The organism is Alteromonas sp. 1_MG-2023, from assembly GCF_030547075.1.
GTDB lineage: Bacteria > Pseudomonadota > Gammaproteobacteria > Enterobacterales > Alteromonadaceae > Alteromonas.
Genome location: NZ_JAUOQH010000014.1, coordinates 24696 through 44761 on the forward strand (window position 1 = coordinate 24696; position 20066 = coordinate 44761).

17 protein-coding genes are annotated in these 20066 nt (G+C 45.2%); 1 reads left to right on the forward strand and 16 read right to left on the reverse strand.

The genetic code is table 11. The features are described 5' to 3' along the window. Positions 1 to 57 precede the first annotated feature (57 nt). The 15 genes from ftsZ to mraZ all read right to left on the reverse strand — a co-directional run bounded on the left by ftsZ (position 58) and on the right by mraZ (position 17359). Positions 58 to 1227, reverse strand: coding sequence for a cell division protein FtsZ (gene ftsZ, locus Q4561_RS14670; protein ID WP_303461546.1), 1170 nt, complete (start codon positions 1225 to 1227; stop codon positions 58 to 60). A gap of 103 nt (positions 1228 to 1330) precedes the next feature. Beyond that, positions 1331 to 2560 carry a cell division protein FtsA gene (gene ftsA / locus Q4561_RS14675; RefSeq protein ID WP_013782941.1) on the reverse strand — a complete coding sequence of 410 codons (1230 nt, stop codon included), beginning with the start codon at positions 2558 to 2560 and terminating at the stop codon, positions 1331 to 1333. Positions 2561 to 2567: 7 nt separating this feature from the next. Beyond that, the gene (locus Q4561_RS14680; protein ID WP_303461547.1) at positions 2568 to 3347 is read right to left on the reverse strand and encodes a cell division protein FtsQ/DivIB; all 780 of its coding nucleotides are present in this window, start codon (positions 3345 to 3347) and stop codon (positions 2568 to 2570) included. Positions 3348 to 3365: 18 nt separating this feature from the next. Further along, complete coding sequence (locus tag Q4561_RS14685; protein ID WP_303461548.1) at positions 3366 to 4334, reverse strand: D-alanine--D-alanine ligase; 969 nt, start codon at positions 4332 to 4334, stop codon at positions 3366 to 3368. Beyond that, positions 4331 to 5779 carry a UDP-N-acetylmuramate--L-alanine ligase gene (murC, locus tag Q4561_RS14690; protein ID WP_303461550.1) on the reverse strand — a complete coding sequence of 483 codons (1449 nt, stop codon included), beginning with the start codon at positions 5777 to 5779 and terminating at the stop codon, positions 4331 to 4333. Before murC ends, Q4561_RS14685 begins: the two co-directional genes overlap by 4 nt. Beyond that, positions 5779 to 6867, reverse strand: coding sequence for an undecaprenyldiphospho-muramoylpentapeptide beta-N-acetylglucosaminyltransferase (gene murG, locus Q4561_RS14695; protein ID WP_303461552.1), 1089 nt, complete (start codon positions 6865 to 6867; stop codon positions 5779 to 5781). Before murG ends, murC begins: the two co-directional genes overlap by 1 nt. Continuing rightward, positions 6860 to 8389: a cell division protein FtsW gene (gene ftsW, locus Q4561_RS14700; RefSeq protein ID WP_303461554.1), complete on the reverse strand. Its 1530-nt coding sequence runs from the start codon at positions 8387 to 8389 to the stop codon at positions 6860 to 6862. Before ftsW ends, murG begins: the two co-directional genes overlap by 8 nt. Further along, on the reverse strand, positions 8386 to 9750 hold the full coding sequence (gene murD / locus Q4561_RS14705) for a UDP-N-acetylmuramoyl-L-alanine--D-glutamate ligase (RefSeq protein ID WP_303461555.1): 1365 nt from the start codon (positions 9748 to 9750) through the stop codon (positions 8386 to 8388). Before murD ends, ftsW begins: the two co-directional genes overlap by 4 nt. Then, a complete protein-coding gene (gene mraY, locus Q4561_RS14710; protein WP_303461557.1) occupies positions 9750 to 10832 on the reverse strand; it encodes a phospho-N-acetylmuramoyl-pentapeptide-transferase in 1083 nt (360 codons plus the stop codon). The genes murD and mraY overlap by 1 nt, the downstream gene beginning before the upstream one ends. Beyond that, positions 10826 to 12256 carry a UDP-N-acetylmuramoyl-tripeptide--D-alanyl-D-alanine ligase gene (gene murF, locus Q4561_RS14715; protein ID WP_303461558.1) on the reverse strand — a complete coding sequence of 477 codons (1431 nt, stop codon included), beginning with the start codon at positions 12254 to 12256 and terminating at the stop codon, positions 10826 to 10828. The genes mraY and murF overlap by 7 nt, the downstream gene beginning before the upstream one ends. Further along, positions 12253 to 13869 (reverse strand): Mur ligase family protein, encoded by a 1617-nt coding sequence (locus Q4561_RS14720; RefSeq protein WP_303461560.1) that lies wholly within the window; start codon positions 13867 to 13869, stop codon positions 12253 to 12255. The genes murF and Q4561_RS14720 overlap by 4 nt, the downstream gene beginning before the upstream one ends. Then, complete coding sequence (locus Q4561_RS14725; protein ID WP_303461562.1) at positions 13859 to 15634, reverse strand: penicillin-binding transpeptidase domain-containing protein; 1776 nt, start codon at positions 15632 to 15634, stop codon at positions 13859 to 13861. Before Q4561_RS14725 ends, Q4561_RS14720 begins: the two co-directional genes overlap by 11 nt. After that, the gene (ftsL, locus tag Q4561_RS14730; RefSeq protein ID WP_013782930.1) at positions 15631 to 15966 is read right to left on the reverse strand and encodes a cell division protein FtsL; all 336 of its coding nucleotides are present in this window, start codon (positions 15964 to 15966) and stop codon (positions 15631 to 15633) included. Before ftsL ends, Q4561_RS14725 begins: the two co-directional genes overlap by 4 nt. Further along, entirely contained in the window at positions 15963 to 16904 is a 942-nt protein-coding gene (gene rsmH / locus Q4561_RS14735) for a 16S rRNA (cytosine(1402)-N(4))-methyltransferase RsmH (RefSeq protein ID WP_062088014.1), read from the reverse strand. The genes ftsL and rsmH overlap by 4 nt, the downstream gene beginning before the upstream one ends. Continuing rightward, complete coding sequence (mraZ, locus tag Q4561_RS14740) at positions 16901 to 17359, reverse strand: division/cell wall cluster transcriptional repressor MraZ (protein WP_057789935.1); 459 nt, start codon at positions 17357 to 17359, stop codon at positions 16901 to 16903. Before mraZ ends, rsmH begins: the two co-directional genes overlap by 4 nt. Positions 17360 to 18072: 713 nt before the next feature. Between mraZ and Q4561_RS14745 the strand changes: the two genes are divergently transcribed. Beyond that, the gene (locus Q4561_RS14745; RefSeq protein ID WP_303461564.1) at positions 18073 to 18843 is read left to right on the forward strand and encodes a hypothetical protein; all 771 of its coding nucleotides are present in this window, start codon (positions 18073 to 18075) and stop codon (positions 18841 to 18843) included. A 94-nt stretch (positions 18844 to 18937) separates the two neighbouring features. Here the strand turns inward: Q4561_RS14745 and Q4561_RS14750 are convergent, their stop codons facing one another. Continuing rightward, complete coding sequence (locus tag Q4561_RS14750) at positions 18938 to 19705, reverse strand: SapC family protein (RefSeq protein WP_303461566.1); 768 nt, start codon at positions 19703 to 19705, stop codon at positions 18938 to 18940. Between the last annotated feature and the right edge of the window lie 361 nt (positions 19706 to 20066).

Here is a 20066-nt window from a genome sequence, read left to right on the forward strand (position 1 = left end):
AATACCGTTCTGACAACGATATTTCAGAAAAATTCACTTCAATTTCAGCGAGGTGAATTAGTCTGCTTGCTTACGCAAAAACGCTGGAATATCTAGATACTCTAAATCATTACCAGGTTGCGCTTCATCTTCAGCTTTAAGTGCTTGGTTGCCTTCAGTACTGCCAACCGATGCTGAACGAGGTTCAGAAGCTGTAGAGCTACCGTACTCTTTCGCTGGCGTTGTTAAGCGCGAGCCTTCAGAGCTTACTAGCGAAATGTCAGGCTTGCGCTCTGCGCCGATACCAGTTGCAACAACCGTTACGCGAAGCTCATCTGTCATTTCCATATCGATAACCGTACCCACTACCACAGTCGCATTCTCAGAAGCGAAAGCTTTCACGGCGTTACCAACAGTTTCAAACTCATCGATAGCGAAATCTGGGCCAGCTGTGATATTCACAAGAATACCGCGAGCACCTGATAAATCGATATCTTCAAGTAACGGGCTAGCAATAGCTGATTCAGAGGCTTCTTCAGCACGATCTGGACCGCTTGCTGAACCACTGCCCATCATGGCTTTACCCATTTCAGACATTACTGTACGTACGTCGGCGAAATCCACGTTGATCAATCCAGGGCGAGTAATTAGCTCTGCAATACCCTGAACAGCGCCACGTAATACATCGTTCGCTGCACTGAATGCTTGAAGTAACGGCGTACCAGGACCCATCACTTTTAACAATTTCTCGTTAGGAATAGTGATAAGTGAATCTACGTTGTTAGCCAGTTCAACAATGCCCTGCTCTGCAAACGTAGTACGCTTTTTACCTTCAAATGGGAATGGCTTGGTAACAACAGCCACAGTAAGAATTCCCATTTCTCGAGCAATTTTTGCCACTTCAGGTGCTGCACCAGTACCTGTACCACCCCCCATACCTGCGGTGATGAAAACCATGTCTGCGCCGTCTAATGCTTGGCGAATGGTTTCTCTGTCTTCGTGTGCAGCATCACGTCCAATGTTAGGATCGGCGCCTGCGCCTAAACCTTTAGTAACACTTGAACCTATTTGTAAGGTAACGTCAGCATTTGAGCTGCGCAGTACCTGTGCGTCGGTGTTTATTGCGATAAACTCTACGCCTTCAATGCTTTGAGACACCATGTGCTCAACTGCATTTCCGCCGCCACCACCAACACCGATGACTTTGATTACGGCTTCTTCGCCATGACTATCCATTAATTCGAACATACTTACTCTCCGGTTGTACGTCTTCTATGCTTCGCTACGACACATTGTCGATTATCTGCATCCTGCTAATCGTGATGCCGTAACTATAGCGACCCCAAAAAAATTAAAATTCACCTTTAAACCAGCTTTGCACGCGATGAAATAAACTCTCACCCGGTTTTTGCTTACTGGACTTCTTATTATCTGCTTGCACTTTGCCGTATTGCAGAAGCCCTACGACGGTTGCAAATCCTGCATCATCAACGTATTCAGACAAGCCTTTAACGTTGATTGGGTTGCCTACTCTCACAGGCATCTGAAAAATTTCCTCGGCAAATTCAACCGCACCTTCCATTTTAGCGGTACCACCGGTTAGTACTAAACCGGCAGCAATTTGCTCTTCCAGACCACTGGCACGAATTTCATCATGTACCAGTTCAAAAAGTTCTTGGTAACGAGGCTCAATCACTTCAGCTAGCGTATGTCGCGACATGACTCGCGCGGCACGCCCGCCTACACTTGGCACCTCAATACTCTCTTCCATACTGACCATGTCTTTCAGCGCGCAGGCATAATTAACTTTAATTTCTTCTGCGTTGCTAATTGGCGTACGGAAAATCTTAGCAATGTCACTGGTAATTTGATTACCCGCAACAGGGATAACAGCGGTGTGCCTAATGGCACCGTCTGTGTAAATAACAATATCCATGGTGCCACCACCGATATCGACTACACACACACCCAATTCACGCTCATCATCCGTTAGCACGGCATAACTTGATGCCAATGCTGAAAATATCAATTGGTCGGCGTTTAGTTCACAGCGCTCAACACACTTCACTAAATTTTTCGCCATATCATCGGCACACGTAATGATGTGTGCGTCAGCTTCCATTCTTACGCCTGACATGCCAATTGGGTTCTTAATTCCTTCTTGCACATCGATAGTAAATTCTTGTGGTAAAACATGAAGTAACCTGCGTTCAGCTGCAATAGGAACACTACGTGCTGCATGGATAACGTTATCCACGTCTTCCTGCGTTACTTCTTGGTTGTTAATCGGCACCATACCGTTTTCGTTTTGGCATTTTACGTGACGGCCAGAAATAGACATGAATACTGAAGAAACACGGCAATCTGCCATTAGCTCCATTTCATTTACCGCACGTTGCACCGACTTAACCACAAGGTTTAAGTCGTTTACGCCGCCTTTATCCATGCCTTTTGCAGCATGCGTACCGACACCAACGATGCTGATTTGATCGTCGTCTAACAGCTCGCCCACAACAGCCTTTACCTGGCTAGTGCCTATATCTAAGCCTACAATCAAATTACGTTCAGCAGGTTTTGACATGGTTTCCTTAACTCTCTTTGTTTGTTGTGTCACTGCTGCTGTTTTCCCAGCCAACCGCGACACCCGTATCGTAACGAAGATCGATATATTTCACCGTCTTCTCTTGCTGCGCAAGTAAGGGATATACATCGATAAAGCGTTGTAACCTATCGATAAATTCCTTGCGCCCTAAATTCAATTCAATACCATTTGCAAGTTGAACTTGCCACGCGAAACGCTCGCTCAACGATAACTCTTTAATATCCATGGCAGTGGTGGCTAATAGCGAATGCATGGAATTATATCCTTCAAGCGCCGTTTTCTCGCTACCACCTGGGCCATAAAGCCTTGGTAAGGCTAAATCGTGCCCATCGGCATTAAACGTGTCGCCGTACGGGTTTAGCAGCAAATCTTCGTTCCACTTGGCAACGGGTTGCTGCTCAACCAAATATATCTTCAGCGTATTAGGCCACTTTTTGCGTACCGACGCGCGATACACCCAAGGCTGCGCTTCTACTAGCTCGAACACTTCATTCACATCTAAAGCAAAAAAACTGCCTGGCTGCGACTTTCTTATCAAGCGTTCTAGCCTGCTAATATTTACATGCTGGTAATCGCCAGAAAAATCGATTACCTGAACAGGCATTTGCTGTTCATCTTGCATATAGCCATTGGCCTTTACCGCGCCAAACACTAACGCCGCAATAACAAGCAATAAGAACGCTACACCGCCCCACAAAGACGCGTTGTCTTTGGCTGGTTTACTTTTCGCCGCGCTTGTTGCGCTTGCAGTGTTCGTCTTGCTCATCTCGCTACTCATTGTGCTTTACGCTCGGCTGTCAGGGTCAAAACTGGTGGCCAATACTGCCAACACCAATTCATCAAAGCTTAACCCTGCCACTTTCGCCGCTTTTGGCACTAAACTCTTTTCCGTCATGCCTGGCACTGTATTCGCTTCAAGCAAATAAAAATCGCCTTTGCCATCTTGCATCACATCAATACGCCCCCAGCCAGAACCAGAAATCGAATCAAAAGCCTGTGTCGATAGCTGAGCAAGGTGTGCCTCTTGTTCATCAGACAAACCACTTGGACAAAAATATTCGGTGGTATCGTCTTGGTACTTTGCAGCGTAATCGTAAAACGTATGCGGAGTAGACATGCGGATAGACGGCAATGCCTGCCCCTGAATTACAGAAACCGTAAACTCAGGGCCATTAATGTATTGCTCTAACAGAACCTGATTGTCATAGTTAAAGGCGTCCTGTACGGCATTTTCGAGTTGTTCAGCGCTTGTCACTCTTGCCATGCCAATACTCGACCCTTCTCGAGCCGGCTTGACCATGACTTCATTCCCCAATTTTTCCATTATAGCGCTGCACTTACCAGCTTCAAAGCGCCTTTTATCAGCAATTTCATATTTAGCGGTAGGTAAGCCAAGGCTTTGCCACACTTGCTTGGTGTGGATCTTGTCCATCGCCAATGCAGATCCTAAAACTGGCGTTCCGGTATAGGGAATTTTTAGCAGTTGAAGTGCCCCTTGCATCGAGCCATCTTCACCGCCTCTACCGTGCAACATGATAAGCACGCGGTCGACTTTTTCGCTGATTAAATCAGTAAGTGGACGCTTAGCTGGATCAAAAGCAATGGCATTCACATTTTGTCGTAAAAGTGCTGCAAGCACCGCGTTACCTGAGTTTAGCGATACTTCACGTTCGGCAGAATCGCCGCCAAACATCACTGCCACTTTGCCAAAGGCATCAGCATCATATTTTTTAATGTTGCTAAGAAGGCTCATACATCACCTTCTTGATGCAGCGCTTTTGGCTCCATCTCACGACCTGCGAGCAACTTAGCAATTTGACCAATGTTGCCGGCACCTTGCGTCATCACGATATCGCCCTCTACCAAAATATTGGCAAGAATAGCGGGAAGCGCTTCTTTGCCGCCCACATAAACAGGCTCAATTTGGCCTCGTTGACGGATAGAACGACACAAAGATTTACTGTCAGCGCCTTCAATCGGCTGTTCACTGGCCGGATATACGTCTAACAATAGCAATACATCTACCGTAGAAAGCACATTTACGAAGTCTTCGTATAAATCACGAGTACGGGTGAACCTGTGTGGTTGATACACCATCACTAAACGATTCTCGGGCCAATTAGCCCTTGCTGCCGCTATCGTGGCTTTCACTTCTGTAGGGTGGTGACCATAGTCGTCAACCAAGGTAACGTTACCCACACTGGTATTAAAATCGCCAAGTACTTCAAACCGACGACCTATACCACCAAAGCTTGCTAATGCAGCCACGATGGCGTCATCATCAATACCTTCGTCAGTCGCTACCGCAATGGCTGCTAATGCATTTAGCACATTATGGTTGCCAGTAAGGTTAAGTGTCACCCTCAACGGCTCAAGTTCTGGTCGTATTACAGTGAAACTAGCCTGCCCAAACGACAAGGTAATATCTTCAGCCCGCACGTCGTTATGGGCTTCAAAACCGTACGTGATAATACTTCGGCCAATACGAGGGCGAATCTCTTGAATGTTAGCGTCGTCGCCACACACGATTGCCTGCCCGTAAAATGGCAAATTACTTAAAAATTCCACAAAAGTGTCTTTTACTTTCGAGAAGTCGCCGCCATAGGTATCCATGTGGTCAGCTTCAATATTCGTAACTACCGATACCATAGGCTGCAAATGTAAAAACGATGCATCACTTTCATCAGCTTCAGCTATCAAATAACGGCTTCTGCCTAAGCGTGCGTTAGTACCTGCACTATTTAACAAGCCGCCAATGACAAACGTTGGATCGTACTGCGCTTGCGCAAAAATGGTAGAAATCAAACTGGTTGTAGTGGTTTTACCATGGGTTCCCGCGATAGCAATACCGTGACGAAAACGCATTAATTCAGCCAACATTTCCGCACGACGTATAATTGGAATACGTTCTTCTCTGGCGGTAATAATCTCTGGATTAGCTTCGTTAATGGCACTTGAAACCACAATCACGTCCATACCATCGACGTTTTCGGCTTTATGACCAATCTTTACATCTACGCCCAAATCGCTAAGACGCTGGGTCATTGGCCCTGAACTAATGTCAGAACCTGCAATCTCGTAACCTTCATTAAGCAGTACTTCAGCAATACCGCCCATACCCGCACCGCCAATGCCGATAAAAAATATTTTCTTCACCCTGCGCATTTGCGGGCTTTCAAATGGGGTTTTAAAAACCATTATTCCCCTACTCCTACTACTGCCATGCAATGGCTTACTACTTGTTCTGTGGCGTGAGTACTGGCATGTTGCCTTGCTACTGCACCCATTTTTAGGCAATCGCTAGGGTGTGTTACCCAGTGCCGAACTGCCTGCCGTAAATTTTCTTTTAGTACCGATTGCGCAATCATGATGGCTGCGCCATGCTTCACTAGCGACTGCGCATTTTTTGTTTGATGATCGTCTACCGCGTGTGGCAAAGGTACAAACAATGCCGCTCTGCCCGCTGCTGCTACTTCTGCTACTGTGAGTGCGCCTGCCCTACATATTACAAAGTCAGCCCATTCATAGGCAGCAGCCATGTCATCAATAAAATCACTGACTTCAACCTGATTTACACTGGCTTCATAGAGCGCTTCAACTGACGCTTGATTACCTTTCCCGCATTGATGACGAATAGATAGGCCCTCTAGCCCAGCACAGGTTTCGGGCACAGTATCATTAAGTACTTTGGCACCCAAACTTCCGCCAACAACGAGTAGATTGATTTTACCGCTTGTTGGCTCGTCTGAAACTGCTTCTTTAGGGTTAACTTCCCAAATCTCATCTCGTACGGGGTTACCCACGGTATGCACTTTAGACGCAACCTTGGCAAATTGTGGTTTAGCATCTTCAAATCCGAGTAATACCCGCGTGGCTACGTTGGCCAATAACTTATTCGTCATGCCGGCTGCGGCATTTTGCTCGTGAATAATGACGGGAATGCCTAAAGACTTAGCCGCAATACCGCCAGGTCCGCTAGCATACCCACCAAATCCAAGCACTAAATCGGGTTGCACGCGTTTAATAATACGGCGAGCCGAAAATAAACTTTTTATCAGTGCTATACCGCCAGATAACTTGGCTTTGAGGCCTTTTCCGCGAATACCTTTCACGGGAATAAAGTGAATGGGGATGCCATGTTTAGGTACCACATCGGCTTCCATTCGCTCAGCAGTACCAAGCCATTCTATTTCCCAGCCAGCGGATTGCAGCGCATGAGCCACGGCTAATCCGGGAAAAACATGCCCCCCAGTACCGCCCGCCATAATTAAGCAACGCTTACTCACTAGTGGCCTCCTTAGAAACTCGGGCTAAAATGGCTTTAATGCCCGCTTTGCCTTCGTCTTCTGGGGAGATTGCACTTGATGCTTTCTTTGCGCCAGTTGCATTTGGTTTAGCGTCTTTTGATTGTTCTTCTTTTGAAAGCGAATCTGGCATTTCTAAATCTGAGTCTGGCTCTTGGGCTTGAATATAATTAGCATTAGCATCAGCGTCAGCAAAAGGTTCAGCATTGGTATGCTTCGTTTTCACTGGCGACTTGGCTCCAGATTTAGCAGAAGGCTTTGCTCTAGATTTGCTGGCTTTCTTATTGTCGCCACGCCCTAGTGCTTGAACGCCTTCTACCCGTAATTCAAAATCTATACGTAACAACAAGGCAACTGCAACAGACATAACGATAAGCGATGAACCGCCGTAACTGACCAATGGCAGCGTTAACCCTTTGGTGGGCAGAATACCTGCACTTGCACCAATATTAACTGCCGTTTGAAAACTGAACCAAATACCTACGCTGTACGCCAAATAGCCTTCGAACGGACGTGACTTTAATAAAGCCTTGTTCCCTATTTGTAGCGCGCGTACCACCATCCATAAAATTAGACCGAGTACGGCAAGTACCCCTACAAAGCCAAGCTCTTCAGCTAAAATGGCCATTACAAAATCGGTATGAGCTTCGGGTAAAAACTCGAGCTTTTGTAAACTGTTTCCTAAACCTTGACCAAACCAATTGCCGCGGCCATAAGCCATTAGCGATTGCGTTAGCTGATATCCCGCGCCGAAAGGATCGGCCCAAGGATCGAGAAATGAGGTCACCCGTTTCATGCGGTATTCTTCAAATACGATAAGGGCAACAACCGCCAATACGCCCGCGAATACCAACGCAAAGAACTGCCACAAACGAGCGCCCGCTAGGAATAACAAACCAATGGTAGTGGCAAACATTACGACCACAGTACCTAAATCGGGTTGTAGCAACAGCAACATGGCTAATGCAAAGAACACCACTAAGGGCTTGATGAAACCTTTTAAATTTTCCGTTACTTCTTCATAGCGGCGAACCAAGTAGCCTGCCAAATACGTGAAGAAGAATAGTTTCGCAGGCTCTGCAGCTTGAATGGTGATGGGGCCTAGCGCCAACCAACGGGTACTACCGTTAACGGTACGTCCAATAAGCAGTACTGCGACCAACAACCCAATGGCCGCCAATAACAAATAAGGATTTGCCGTTCGCCAAAACTGCATAGGAAGTTCTAATACCACCATGGCAGCAATAATTGCCCCCACAATGTAAATGCCATGGCGGATGGCGAAGTAAAAAGGGTTATCGTGAATTCGTTCAGCAACCGGCATTGATGCTGATGTCACAATAATAATACCGATAGTCATTAGCGCTAACGCAACAATGATCAGACCGATATCGTAAGGGCTTTGTAGGCTTTTCTCGTCGTGACGGGCGGCAAACAGCGCACTTAATTTAGTGTCTGTCTGAGTTGTATTATTGTTCATAGAAGCATTGGTAGCAGTCGTCATGATAGCAAGCCTCCTGCTTCTTTCATCACGCCTGCGTCACTGGCAAATTTCACATTGGCCGTAATGTGAGTTACCGCATCGGTAAACACTTGGGCACGGTGCATATAGTTTTTAAACATGTCGATGCTTGCACAAGCAGGCGATAGTAAAACGATATCGCCGTTACGAGCATGTAAGTTAGCTGCCGACACCGCCATTTCCATTGATGCCACAACTCTGGTGTTATTAAAAATACCGCTAAATTTTTCTGCGTCTTTACCAAGGGCAATTACTTCGCTAACACTTTCATCAAGCGCGGGTTTTAACGCACTTAAATCAGCCCCTTTGCTATCACCACCGGCAATCAGAATAATCTTGCCATTAGAAGTAGGTGCAAGCCCTTGAATAGCGGCGATAGTGGCACCCACGTTGGTGGCCTTTGAATCATCTATCCACTTTACGCCATTGATATTGGCAATTTCTACGCAGCGATGCGGTGCTGAGGTAAAAGTAGCAACAGCAAGTGCCGCTGTTTGAAGTGATGCGCCAAACGCTTGGCATAACGCCAGTGATGTCATTAAGTTTAGCACATTGTGCATGCCCGCTAATCGAATATCGGCGGTGTTAAGCAATGCCTCACCGTTAAAGGTAATGATGCCGTCGTGTAAACCAAAACCGGTATCGCTGGCATCAAGGCCATAGGTTATGGTGTTTTCACAACTCGTAATTGGCGTTACTTGGTTGTCGGCGCGCCACACCACTGCCGTATCACAATGGTTAAAAATACGTTGTTTAGCGGCAGCATACTGCTGCATGTCGCCGTGTCTGTCTAAATGATCATCGCTAATATTTAAAATTGATGCAGCGTTTAGTTTTAAGCTGGTAGTTGTTTCAAGCTGAAAACTAGATAGTTCCAACACTATGGCATCTAAAGGAGCCGAAAGTGTTTCAAGCACAGGGCGGCCAACATTTCCCGCCTCACAAACCTCGTACCCACAAGCTTTAAGCATATGAGTGGTTAATAACGTAACGGTAGTTTTTCCGTTAGAACCGGTAATGCCTATGGTTGGCGTAGTGTTAAGACGTGCGAATAATTCCACATCACCAATCACTTCCACGCCACTGGCTTTTGCTTGTTTTACTTGTTTAATATTAAGAGGCAGACCTGGGCTAAGCACTAATGTATCCACACCGCTGAAGAAGTCGCTAGGTAATGCACCAGTGGTAACACTGATATTCAACGGCGCTGATACATTGAAAGTATCGCGGGTATCAAAGGCTTTTACCTTCGCACCTTGTTGTTTTAGAAAACGCACGCAAGCCTGACCTGTTACTCCCAGGCCACCTACCACATAAGAATGTACGCGTACGTTATATGTCATTACCTAAGCTTCAGCGTTGCTAGCCCAACAAGGACTAAAATGATAGAAATGATCCAGAAGCGCACTATGACGCGCGGCTCCGGCCAGCCTTTTAATTCGTAATGGTGGTGTATAGGTGCCATTCTAAAAATTCGCTGCCCACGCAATTTAAATGACCCCACTTGTAAAATGACCGATAAGGTTTCTACTACAAACACACCGCCCATAATTATCAGTACAATTTCTTGGCGAACTAACACGGCCAGTACGCCTAATGTGCCACCTAATGCCAATGAACCTACATCCCCCATGAATACTTGTGCTGGATAGGTGTTGAACCATAAAAATCCAAGCCCCGCGCCCACGATGGCGGTACACACAATTACCAATTCACTGGTAAGTGGGATGTGCGGAATATTTAAGTATTCCGCAAAGTTCGAATTACCGGTTACGTAAGCAAAAATAGCGAATGCACCGGCCACTAAAATGGTGGGTACAATGGCTAAGCCATCAAGGCCATCGGTTAGGTTTACCGCATTACTGGTACCTACAATAGCAAAGTACGTAATGATAATAAAAAACACACCAAGCTGTGGAAACACCTCTTTGAAAAAAGGAATTAACAGCGATGTTTCTGCACTTGAGGTAGCACTGCTATATAAGAAAAATGCCACCCCAATTGCCACTACCGACTGCCAAAAATACTTCCAGCGGGCAATCAAGCCTTTCGAATCTTTTCGAATAACTTTGCGGTAATCGTCAACAAAGCCAATAATGCCGTACGAAACCACTACCGCTAACGTTACTAACACATAGCGATTCGTTAAATCTGCCCACAGTAATACGCTTACTACAATAGCGGCCAGTATCAGAAGACCACCCATGGTGGGTGTACCAGATTTAGACAAATGACTCTGCGGTCCATCGTCGCGGATGGTTTGCCCTATCTGCATAGTTTGCAAATAACGAATCATTTTAGGGCCAATCAAAATAGCAATTAGAAGCGCCGTTAACGTACTTAAAATCGCTCTTAGGGTTAGGTATGAAAATACGTTAAACCCAGTATCAAATTGTGTCAGCCAGTCAGCTAGCCAAATTAACATGCAATGCGCTCCCGACGGCGTTCAAACTTTCCCAGCGAAGAGGCCTCTATCGCCTCTACCACGCGTTCCATACGAGAACTACGTGAGCCTTTTACTAAAATTGAAATATCTTGTTGTTCTACTTGTAAGTCTTGCTCTAACGCCTTCATCAAACTGTCGATGTCAGTAAAATGGCCGCTGCATTTTCCGGTTGCATTTTTTCCTGCAGCGTCGTCAAAAACAGCACTGGCAGACTGGCTCAGCACACCAAATGAATACAGGTAATCAATACCTTTACTTAACGCGTAGTTACCCACCTGTTCATGATAAAAGCGGGCTTTTTCACCCAACTCTTTCATGTCGCCTAGTATCAATACATTAACGCCAGAGAAGGTACTTAGGGTATCAATAGCCGCATTCACAGAAGCAACGTTGGCATTGTAGGTGTCGTCAAGTAAACGTACTCGGCTGCCTACTGTTTTAACGTTTAAACGCCCTTTAACCTGCTTCATAGCAAGCAAACCGTCACGCACGTTTTCAATAGTGGCACCTAATTGCATGGTAAGGGCCGCAGCTACTAGCGCATTCCCCACATTGTGGATACCTGGGATAGTTAATTGAATTGCAGCTTCGCCGTTATCACTGCATAGTTGAAATGCGGCGCAGCCATCAAGACCTACAATGATGTCTTCGGCCGTGAAGTCGGCTTCATTCTTTTGCGTTGGCGAGAAGGTTAAAACACGCTTTTGTTTAATCTTACCTTGCCAAAAGTCAGCAAACTGGCTGTCTACATTAACAATAGCGGTACCCGTATCACCTAAACCTTTAAAGATTTCACTTTTAGCGCGTGCTACCCCTAACAAACTTCCAAACCCTTCTAGGTGAGAAGCCGCAGCATTTACAATAGTGGCAACATCAGGCTTAACAAGGTCAGTGGTATAGGCAATTTCACCTAAGTGATTTGCTCCCAATTCCATTACCGCGTATTCATGCTGTTTTTCTAGACGAAGTAAGGTTAACGGGACCCCAATATCGTTATTGAAGTTACCGTTAGTCGCTAGCACTGAACCGCGACGCTCAAGTATGGCTGCACACATTTCTTTCACAGTGGTTTTACCGCTGCTTCCAGTAATGGCAATGGTTTTAGGTGCAACTTCACGTTTTACCGCTGCACCTAGCATACCTAGCGCTAGCTTAGTGTCTTCAACATAAACTACTGGAATAGAAACCGTTACAGGTTCGCTGGCAATAATAGCGCTTGCCCCTGCTTTTTCCGCGCTTTGCGCAAATGCGTGGCCGTTAAAATTTTCGCCTTTTAATGCTAAGTAAACAGAGCCCGAATCTAGGGTTCGTGTGTCTGTACTTACTGCATTGACTTCACAATCTTGTCCATCAAGTTTGCCGTCTATTTGGCTGGCTATCCACGACAGTGTTGTAGTTATCATTTTTTGTACTCCTGTTGTAGTCGAGCCACAACTGTACGTTCGTTATAGTCTGTCTGTTGGGTACCAATAATTTGGTAATCTTCATGGCCTTTACCGGCCACAATGATAATGTCGTCTTCGTTTGCCCGTGCTAAGCAGTAGCGAATAGCATTTTCTCTGTCTGCTTCTTCTACTGCATCGTTAGGGCGCTTTAACCCCGCCTTAATATCACTGGCAATGCTTTCAGGCGATTCACTGCGACTGTTATCCGTTGTGATCACAATTACGTCAGCATGTTGTTCCGCTGCAGCTCCCATCAAAGGACGCTTGCCTTTATCGCGGTCGCCGCCACAACCAAATACGCACCACACTTTACCCGTGGTATGTGTTCTAGCGCTTTTCAGCACTTGCTCTAACGCATCTGGCGTGTGGGCATAATCAACCACCATGCTGGCACTACCTTCAACCGGAAACACTTCCATTCGCCCTGGAACCGGCTGCAAATTATTGACTACCCTCACCACATTTTCGAAACGCTCGTTTTGCGCTAATAAACACCCTATGGCACTTAATGCGTTACTTACGTTGAACGAGCCAAACAATGCTAATTCAACGGGTGCTGTGCCCCATGAAGAAACCAGATCGAATCGAATTCCTGATGAATGGTATGAAACATTTGTGGCGAAACAATGGCGATCTTGTGGTTGTTTATGCGTGGATAAAACGTCACTAGAAGGTTCAAATCCTGTCCATACTCGGATAATTTCGGGCTTTCTTTCTATTTTTTTGATGCTATCAATGGCGCTGCTATCATTTTCTGCATTAGCATTTTCTGCTTTGGCATTAAGATACTGAGCCCAATGTAGACTTTCTTCATCGTTCACATTCAGCACAACGGCTTCAAGACCAGGCTGGTCTAATAAAAGTCGTTTTGCCTTCGCGTATTCTTCCATGGTGCCGTGATAATCTAAGTGATCACGGGTTAAGTTGGTGAACACGGCAATATCCGTTTTCACCTGGCTTAACCGGCCTTGCACTAGCGCATGCGAGCTAGCTTCAAAGGCGGTATGCCGCACCTCGCATTGCACAAAGTCTGCCAACACGTATTGCAGGCGAATTGCATCTGGGGTGGTATTAGCCGCAGCAGTGGTTACCCACTGAGTATTCTCACCTTCAAATACACTACTTCCTAAGGTTCCCACGCTAGCGCTACGTGTGCCTAGGGCATCTTTAAGCTGGGTAAGCAATTGAACTGTAGAGGTTTTTCCGTTAGTACCGGTTACCGCAACAGTAGTCATCTTCAAGGCTGGATAATCGTAAAACGCAGCCGCTAATGCCGATAACATGCTAGGTAATTGATATAGCGATATAATTACCGAATGGTCGCGCATTTCCATTTGCCCATGGGCCTGACTGTCGTCAGTTTGCGCCAGAATCACCCGGGCACCCAAGCTAATGGCTTGTGGTATAAAATCTCTTCCATCACGTTCGTGACCTTTAACCGCAATAAACGCGGTTTTAGTGTTCACTTCGCGACTGTCTAAAGTTAACCCTTCGATACGAATATCCGGGGCGTCTACGCCAAACTTTATTAGTAGCGCACGGGTGCTTTGAATAAAGGAATTAACTACCACTGTTGCCCCCTTTAAGCCATGCACCTGAAGTAACATGTTTATCATCTGGGGTCACATTTAGCATATGTAATGCGCCGCCCATAATTGATGAAAACACAGGCGCAGCCGTGTCACCGGCATGATACAAATCACCGCCAGGTTCATTAATAAGCACGATAGTGACAAGCCTTGGGTCGGAAACAGGGGCAATACCCGCAAAAATGTTTACATACTCTTCGCCATAGCCACCTGCTACTGCTTTACGGCTCGTACCGGTTTTACCCGCAACACGGTAGCCAGGAACAGCCGCTTTTTTCGCTGTACCGCCACGTTGAGTAACGCTTTCCATCATTTGCACTATCGCTTTCGCGTTTTCTTCACTTATCACCCGCTCAGGCTGAGTTTGCCAACCGGTTTGCTGTGGCGACTTAATGATGTTTAATGGTTGCTTAACGCCACCATTTGCAATTGTGGCGTATAACCTTCCTAGTTGTGCGGTAGTCACGGAAATACCGTATCCAAACGACAGTGTGGCCAGTTCGAATTCAGACCAGCGGCTACGATCGTAAAAAATACCGCTGCTTTCACCGGCCATATTTAATCCAGTGTCTGACATCAAACCAATATTGTAATATGTATCGAGTAAAAACTGCTTAGGCACAGAAAGGGCTAGTTTAGAGGTGCCCATGTTGCTTGAATGCTGAATAATTTCTTCAAGGGTAAGTTCACCATAATTTCTCGAATCTTTAACTAAGCTTCCACCAAGGCGCATCCAACCTGGGTTAGTGTCTATCACGTCTTCTGCTTCAACCTCTCCGAATTCCATGGCAGTTAATACTGCTAGAGGCTTTAATGCAGAACCGGGCTCGAATGCGTCGGTAATAACGCGGTTACGCATGCGGTGTGGTGAAATATTGCTACGATCGTTAGGGTTAAACGACGGCGCATTTACCATGGCCAGTACATCACCTGTTTTTACATCAATCACTACTGCTGATGCAGAGCTAGATTGATAGTAAATCATGGCTTCTTTGATTTCTTTGTAGGCTAACGCCTGAATACGTTGGTCGATAGTCAGTTGCAGGTTGCCCGCATCTTCACCAGAAGTGGTTTCTAAAATTTCTACCTGACGACCTTTGGCATCTCGGCGAATTTTGCGTGAGCCAGGCGTGCCGGTTAGCCACTCATCGTACATCCGCTCTAAGCCTTCAACACCGGTATCATCAACATCGGTCACACCAATTAACTGAGCAGACACTTCACCAGTAGGGTAATAACGGCGGCTTTCGCGGCGTAAGTAAATGCCTGGAATATCAAGTTTATCAACATACTCAGCCATAGCCGGAGATACTTGGCGCTGCAAATACACAAAGCGGCGTTTAGGATTGCTGACTTTTTCTTGTAAGCTATCTACCGACTGCCCTAATACATCGGCCAGTGCTTGCCAGCGACGAGGCTCGGCAAGACCATCGTTTTCATGAATAATTTTAGGATCGGCGTAAATGGCACGAACCGGCACACTTACCGCTAGTTCAACGCCGTTTCTGTCTGTCACTAACCCGCGATAGGTAGGCATGTTGCGCGTACGTAAAGTACGACTGTCGCCTTGTTGAATAAGCTCGTCAGGCTCAATAACTTGGATAAACGCCGCGCGGGCAGCCAGTGCTGCAAAAACCGAGATAACCACGATAAGCACAACCACAAAGCGCCAGTGCACCAAGCTTGGTGTGACATTTTGTTTTGCTCCGCTCGTTTTGCGGCTACGTTTAACGGTTTGCGTGGTCATTTAAGTCTCACCACCACTTCGTCATCGGCTGTTGGACGGTACATATCAAGTTGCTTTTCAACCAAGGTTTCAATGCGGTTATGTTCGGTAAGCGCACGTTGTTCAAGCACTAAATTGCGCCATTCAACATCAAGCTCATCTTTCTGTTGCATTAGGTCTTCAAGGGCAATAACTTGCTGGCGATTTTGGTGGCTACCAAGGATTACCGCCATGCCACTAAGCAGAACCGCTAAATACAACAAAACCCGCAACTTGTTGCGGGTTAAATCTGACACAATAATCAGCAGTAAACTGAAGTTTGTATTTGCCCTGTCAGGCTTACCTAACGTCATAGCTTTTCGGCCACCCTTAACACGGAACTGCGTGAGCGAACGTTGTTCGCAATCTCCAATTCAGAGGGTTTTATGGCCCGACTTAAGGCTTTTAAAACTTTGTCGGCATCTATTTCAGCTTGGGTTATGGGCAAATTATGCGGTACTGATTTGCCTTTGCTTTGATCTTTTATAAAGCGTTTTACTAATCGGTCTTCTAAAGAATGAAAAGAAATAACCGCCAAACGCCCTTCTTTTGCTAACACTTGAGTGGCTGCTTTTAGGCCTATTCGCAGCTGCTCTAGTTCAGCATTAATGTAAATTCGGATACCTTGAAATGCCCGCGTGGCAGGATGCTTAAACTTATCTTTTACTGGCACGGCTTCGTCAATAAGCGCGGCCAACTGAGCAGTACGCGTAATCGGTGTGGTTTCACGGGTATTTACAATGGCGTGCGCAATACGTTTGCCAAACTTCTCTTCACCAAATTCTTTGATAACTTGAGTAATGTCTTGTTCTTCAGCACGGGCTAACCAATCGGCTGCACTTTCACCACGAGAAGTGTCCATCCGCATATCTAGTGGACCGTCGCGAAGAAAACTAAATCCACGTTCGGCATCATCAAGCTGAGGCGAAGAAACACCCAAGTCCATTAATACGCCGTCAATCTTTCCGGTTAAACCAAGAGCTTCAATTTCTTCGGCCATGTCGCCAAAAGGAGAATGAATAATACGGAAACGGCTATCGTCGGCAAAACGCTTAGCCGCTTCTATGGCCTGTGGGTCGCGATCAAACGCGATTAGGCTACCATCGCTACCTAACGCATCAAGAATATGCGCAGAATGGCCTCCACGGCCGAATGTGGCATCAATATAAATACCGTTGGGTTTGATAGCCAGGGCTTCTATGCACTCGTCGAGTAACACGGAAACATGTTTGAATTCGTTAGATTGGCTCATAAAGAAAAGTCCTGTAAACGTTCGGTGAGTTCAAATTCGCCTTTGCGTTCGGTATCCATATCAAGCTCAACTTGTTCAGCCCATACTTCGGCATCCCAAATTTCAAACTTATTCAACTGACCAACTAACATGACTTCTTTTGATAGGTGAGCATGAAGGCGTAGAGGAGTAGGAAGCAGAATTCGTCCGCTTTTGTCCATTTCACCTTCTGTAGCATGACCCAGTAATAAACGCTGCATGCGTCTTTCCGCCGGAATCATGCTTGAGAACTTAATGAGTTTAAGCTCAATTTCTTCCCATTCGGGAAGTGGGTAAAGCAGCAAACAACTTTGCTGTGTATCGACCGTACAGACCAGCTGTCCATTACAATCATCCAGCAGCGACTGCCGATACTTTGTCGGTATCGCTAGTCTGCCTTTTGTGTCCAGATTGATTGCGTTAGCGCCGCGGAACATTCCCCTAGCCTTCTATATTTTGCTCTTGGTTTTCTTGTTTTTTTGAGTACTGATCTGCAAAACAATGATGGTTCGATCCACTATTCGCCACATTTACCCACTGATTGACAGTTTAGGTATCATTGATCCCCACTGTCAAGCTAAAAAGCACAGTGAAGGCCACGTATTTACTGGCTTTAAACTGTGGTTACATACAGTGTTTTGGCGAAGTAGTTGATAAAGCCGAGGAAAAACGAGGGTAAATAATTTCATTGCTAGTAGATTTTTCTTAGGACTATTTTCCTAGGGCCGTTTTCTAACAACCGTTTTATAAAAACATGAATGGATGAGCACAGACGGTAACAAACGTTATGTATGAATAACGGTATGTAATACTCCACAACATCTAACGTTGAAGCTGATTGTGAGCAACATGAGATAGGCGTTTGGAATAAGGCACTAAAAAACTGATCTACTCTACAGTTTACGGATTCAATGCATTTTGCCACATTAACACCGTGCAATTCGGCACAGTTTACAGGAATAAATATTATGTATGAATTATCAAACCAAGAAGTAGAAAGCGTTGCAGGCGGCCTTACAATTAGCTGCTGTAATTTCAACGTAGGATTTTTTGAGATTAGCTCCGATGTCTTTAGTTACAATTTGAATTTAAAACTAAACTACAGCAGCAGAATTAACGCCCCCTATAATCGCTTATAAGGTAAGTGAAAATGATTGCCCTGCTGAGTGTTATATTACTATCAACATCACTATTAGCCACCACAGTGCTATGCTTCAGGGCTATCATCCATCAAACTAGAAAAACAGGGATGATCGCGTTTTGGATTATCGCATTGTTTTTCTTTCTGGTTCTTATCATTAGCCCTTTAAGGACTTCAGCAGTATCTGTTTTGGAAGCTGGCAATATAAAAGCGTTTTTTTTTCGCGGCGTCTTTGAAGAATGCCTAAAAGGCTTTTGCGTTTTATTTTACTGCAGCCATCCGCTCACGTTGAACCAATTAAAAACCAATGGTTTTACTAATAATATCTTGTGGCCATTTGCTCTGTTTATTTCTATGTTGGAAAACTGGCAGATATTTTTAGAACCTATCATCAGTACAATACTGTACTTAAACCAGTTCTCGCAAAACCCCGAAGTCAGGGAACATCTTGAATTATGGTTAGCCCAAATTCCTGCGGTGCAATACTATTCAACGTCCGGCCTGTACCTGTTAGCCACTAGCGCATTTACTCGCATTTTAATTCACTTCGGCCTATTATGGTTTTTCGTTTATTTTTGGACCAGCCAGAAGAAAAGTTTGGCGCTTTGTATTTCTGCATTGCATGGTTTAATCAATTTTTTTATCGCTAATGTAAAAGTGTCTATTGAGTCGGTACATACAGAAACTATTACAATATCTGCGCTATATATTACTCTCGCATGTCTCTTCATATTTTGTATTAAACGCGTAAGAAAAAGTCCCTCTGAATTTAGCGAATAGATACAAAAAAGCCGATACGCGTTTCCTTGTATCGGCCTTTTATTCAATAATTATCAATTTAATAGTTATCAATCACCATAGATGGCGATTAAGCTTATGCGCTTGGCGCTTCAGCTTGTGCATCTTCAGGCTTAACAACTGTCAATTGCATGTTGCGAATTGGGTTGTCTGTGCCGTTTGATAGCTCAACTAAGCGGTTCAATTGACCTGCTGACATCATTACTGCGTACATAGCGCCTAAAAAACCTGACTTGTGTAGCTCAGTCACTTTCTCTTCTGGCAACTCAAGTACTTTCTTTTCGTTGATGTTTAGCATGCCAGTAACGTTACGTTGCTGACCGCTTTGGTATGTAAGACGAATTTGAATTGGGTCTAGCAAATCAAGTTCTACAACCTGTTGAACAAAACGCTGAGTCATCATTTCGCTGTTTGCAAGGTCAGCTAAAAATTGCTGACGGTTTTGCAAGAATTCCGTTGGCTCACCAGCATCAGTAAATAAAGGCTGGCCTTCATCACCGATTAATTCGCTGTTCTCATCAATGTATACACCTAACTTTTCACCATCAGGGCGAACATCAAAAGGGTAACGAAGAATGTTCATTGGTACATGCGGACCCTGCCACTTGTCGCCAGTAAGAAACAGGTTTTTGTTCTGTTCCATACCAAGCATTGCAACAACGTGGTGGCGCTTAGCGTTAGTATCTTCAATAAATACTAGCGGCATAGTTGCTGCTAATTGAGCAAACTCACGAATAGTAGCTGCTGCAAGGTGCGTATCTTTCGCAAATTTAAAGGTATTGCTAACCGCGACTTTCAAGTCTTTGTGTTTTTCTTTATCTAGCGGTACAAAATTAATAGCCATTTTCGTTCTCATACTTGTTTACTGTGGCCCCTATAAATTAACTGAGAAGTGAGGGGTGCCACGAAAAATTATGTAGGCCGCGTGGATGAACTCACTCTCATCCTTTTCGGCGACGCGCTCGGGAGTATCCCGCATTCGCGTTATGAAGTCACGCGCCAACACAATAACAAGTTTTAAATTTTTATTGCAATGTAAAATTAAAGTGAATGGTAGCAACCGCTCTAAAAATACACAATTTAGCCAAATTAACCCCGCTAAAAATCGAAAACAGCATAAATAAGATATTATGCCACTGTGGGGCATTGTAGCTAAGCAGCTTTTCTTTTAGTCTTTTGTATTACAACAATGATAAGGAAAAACT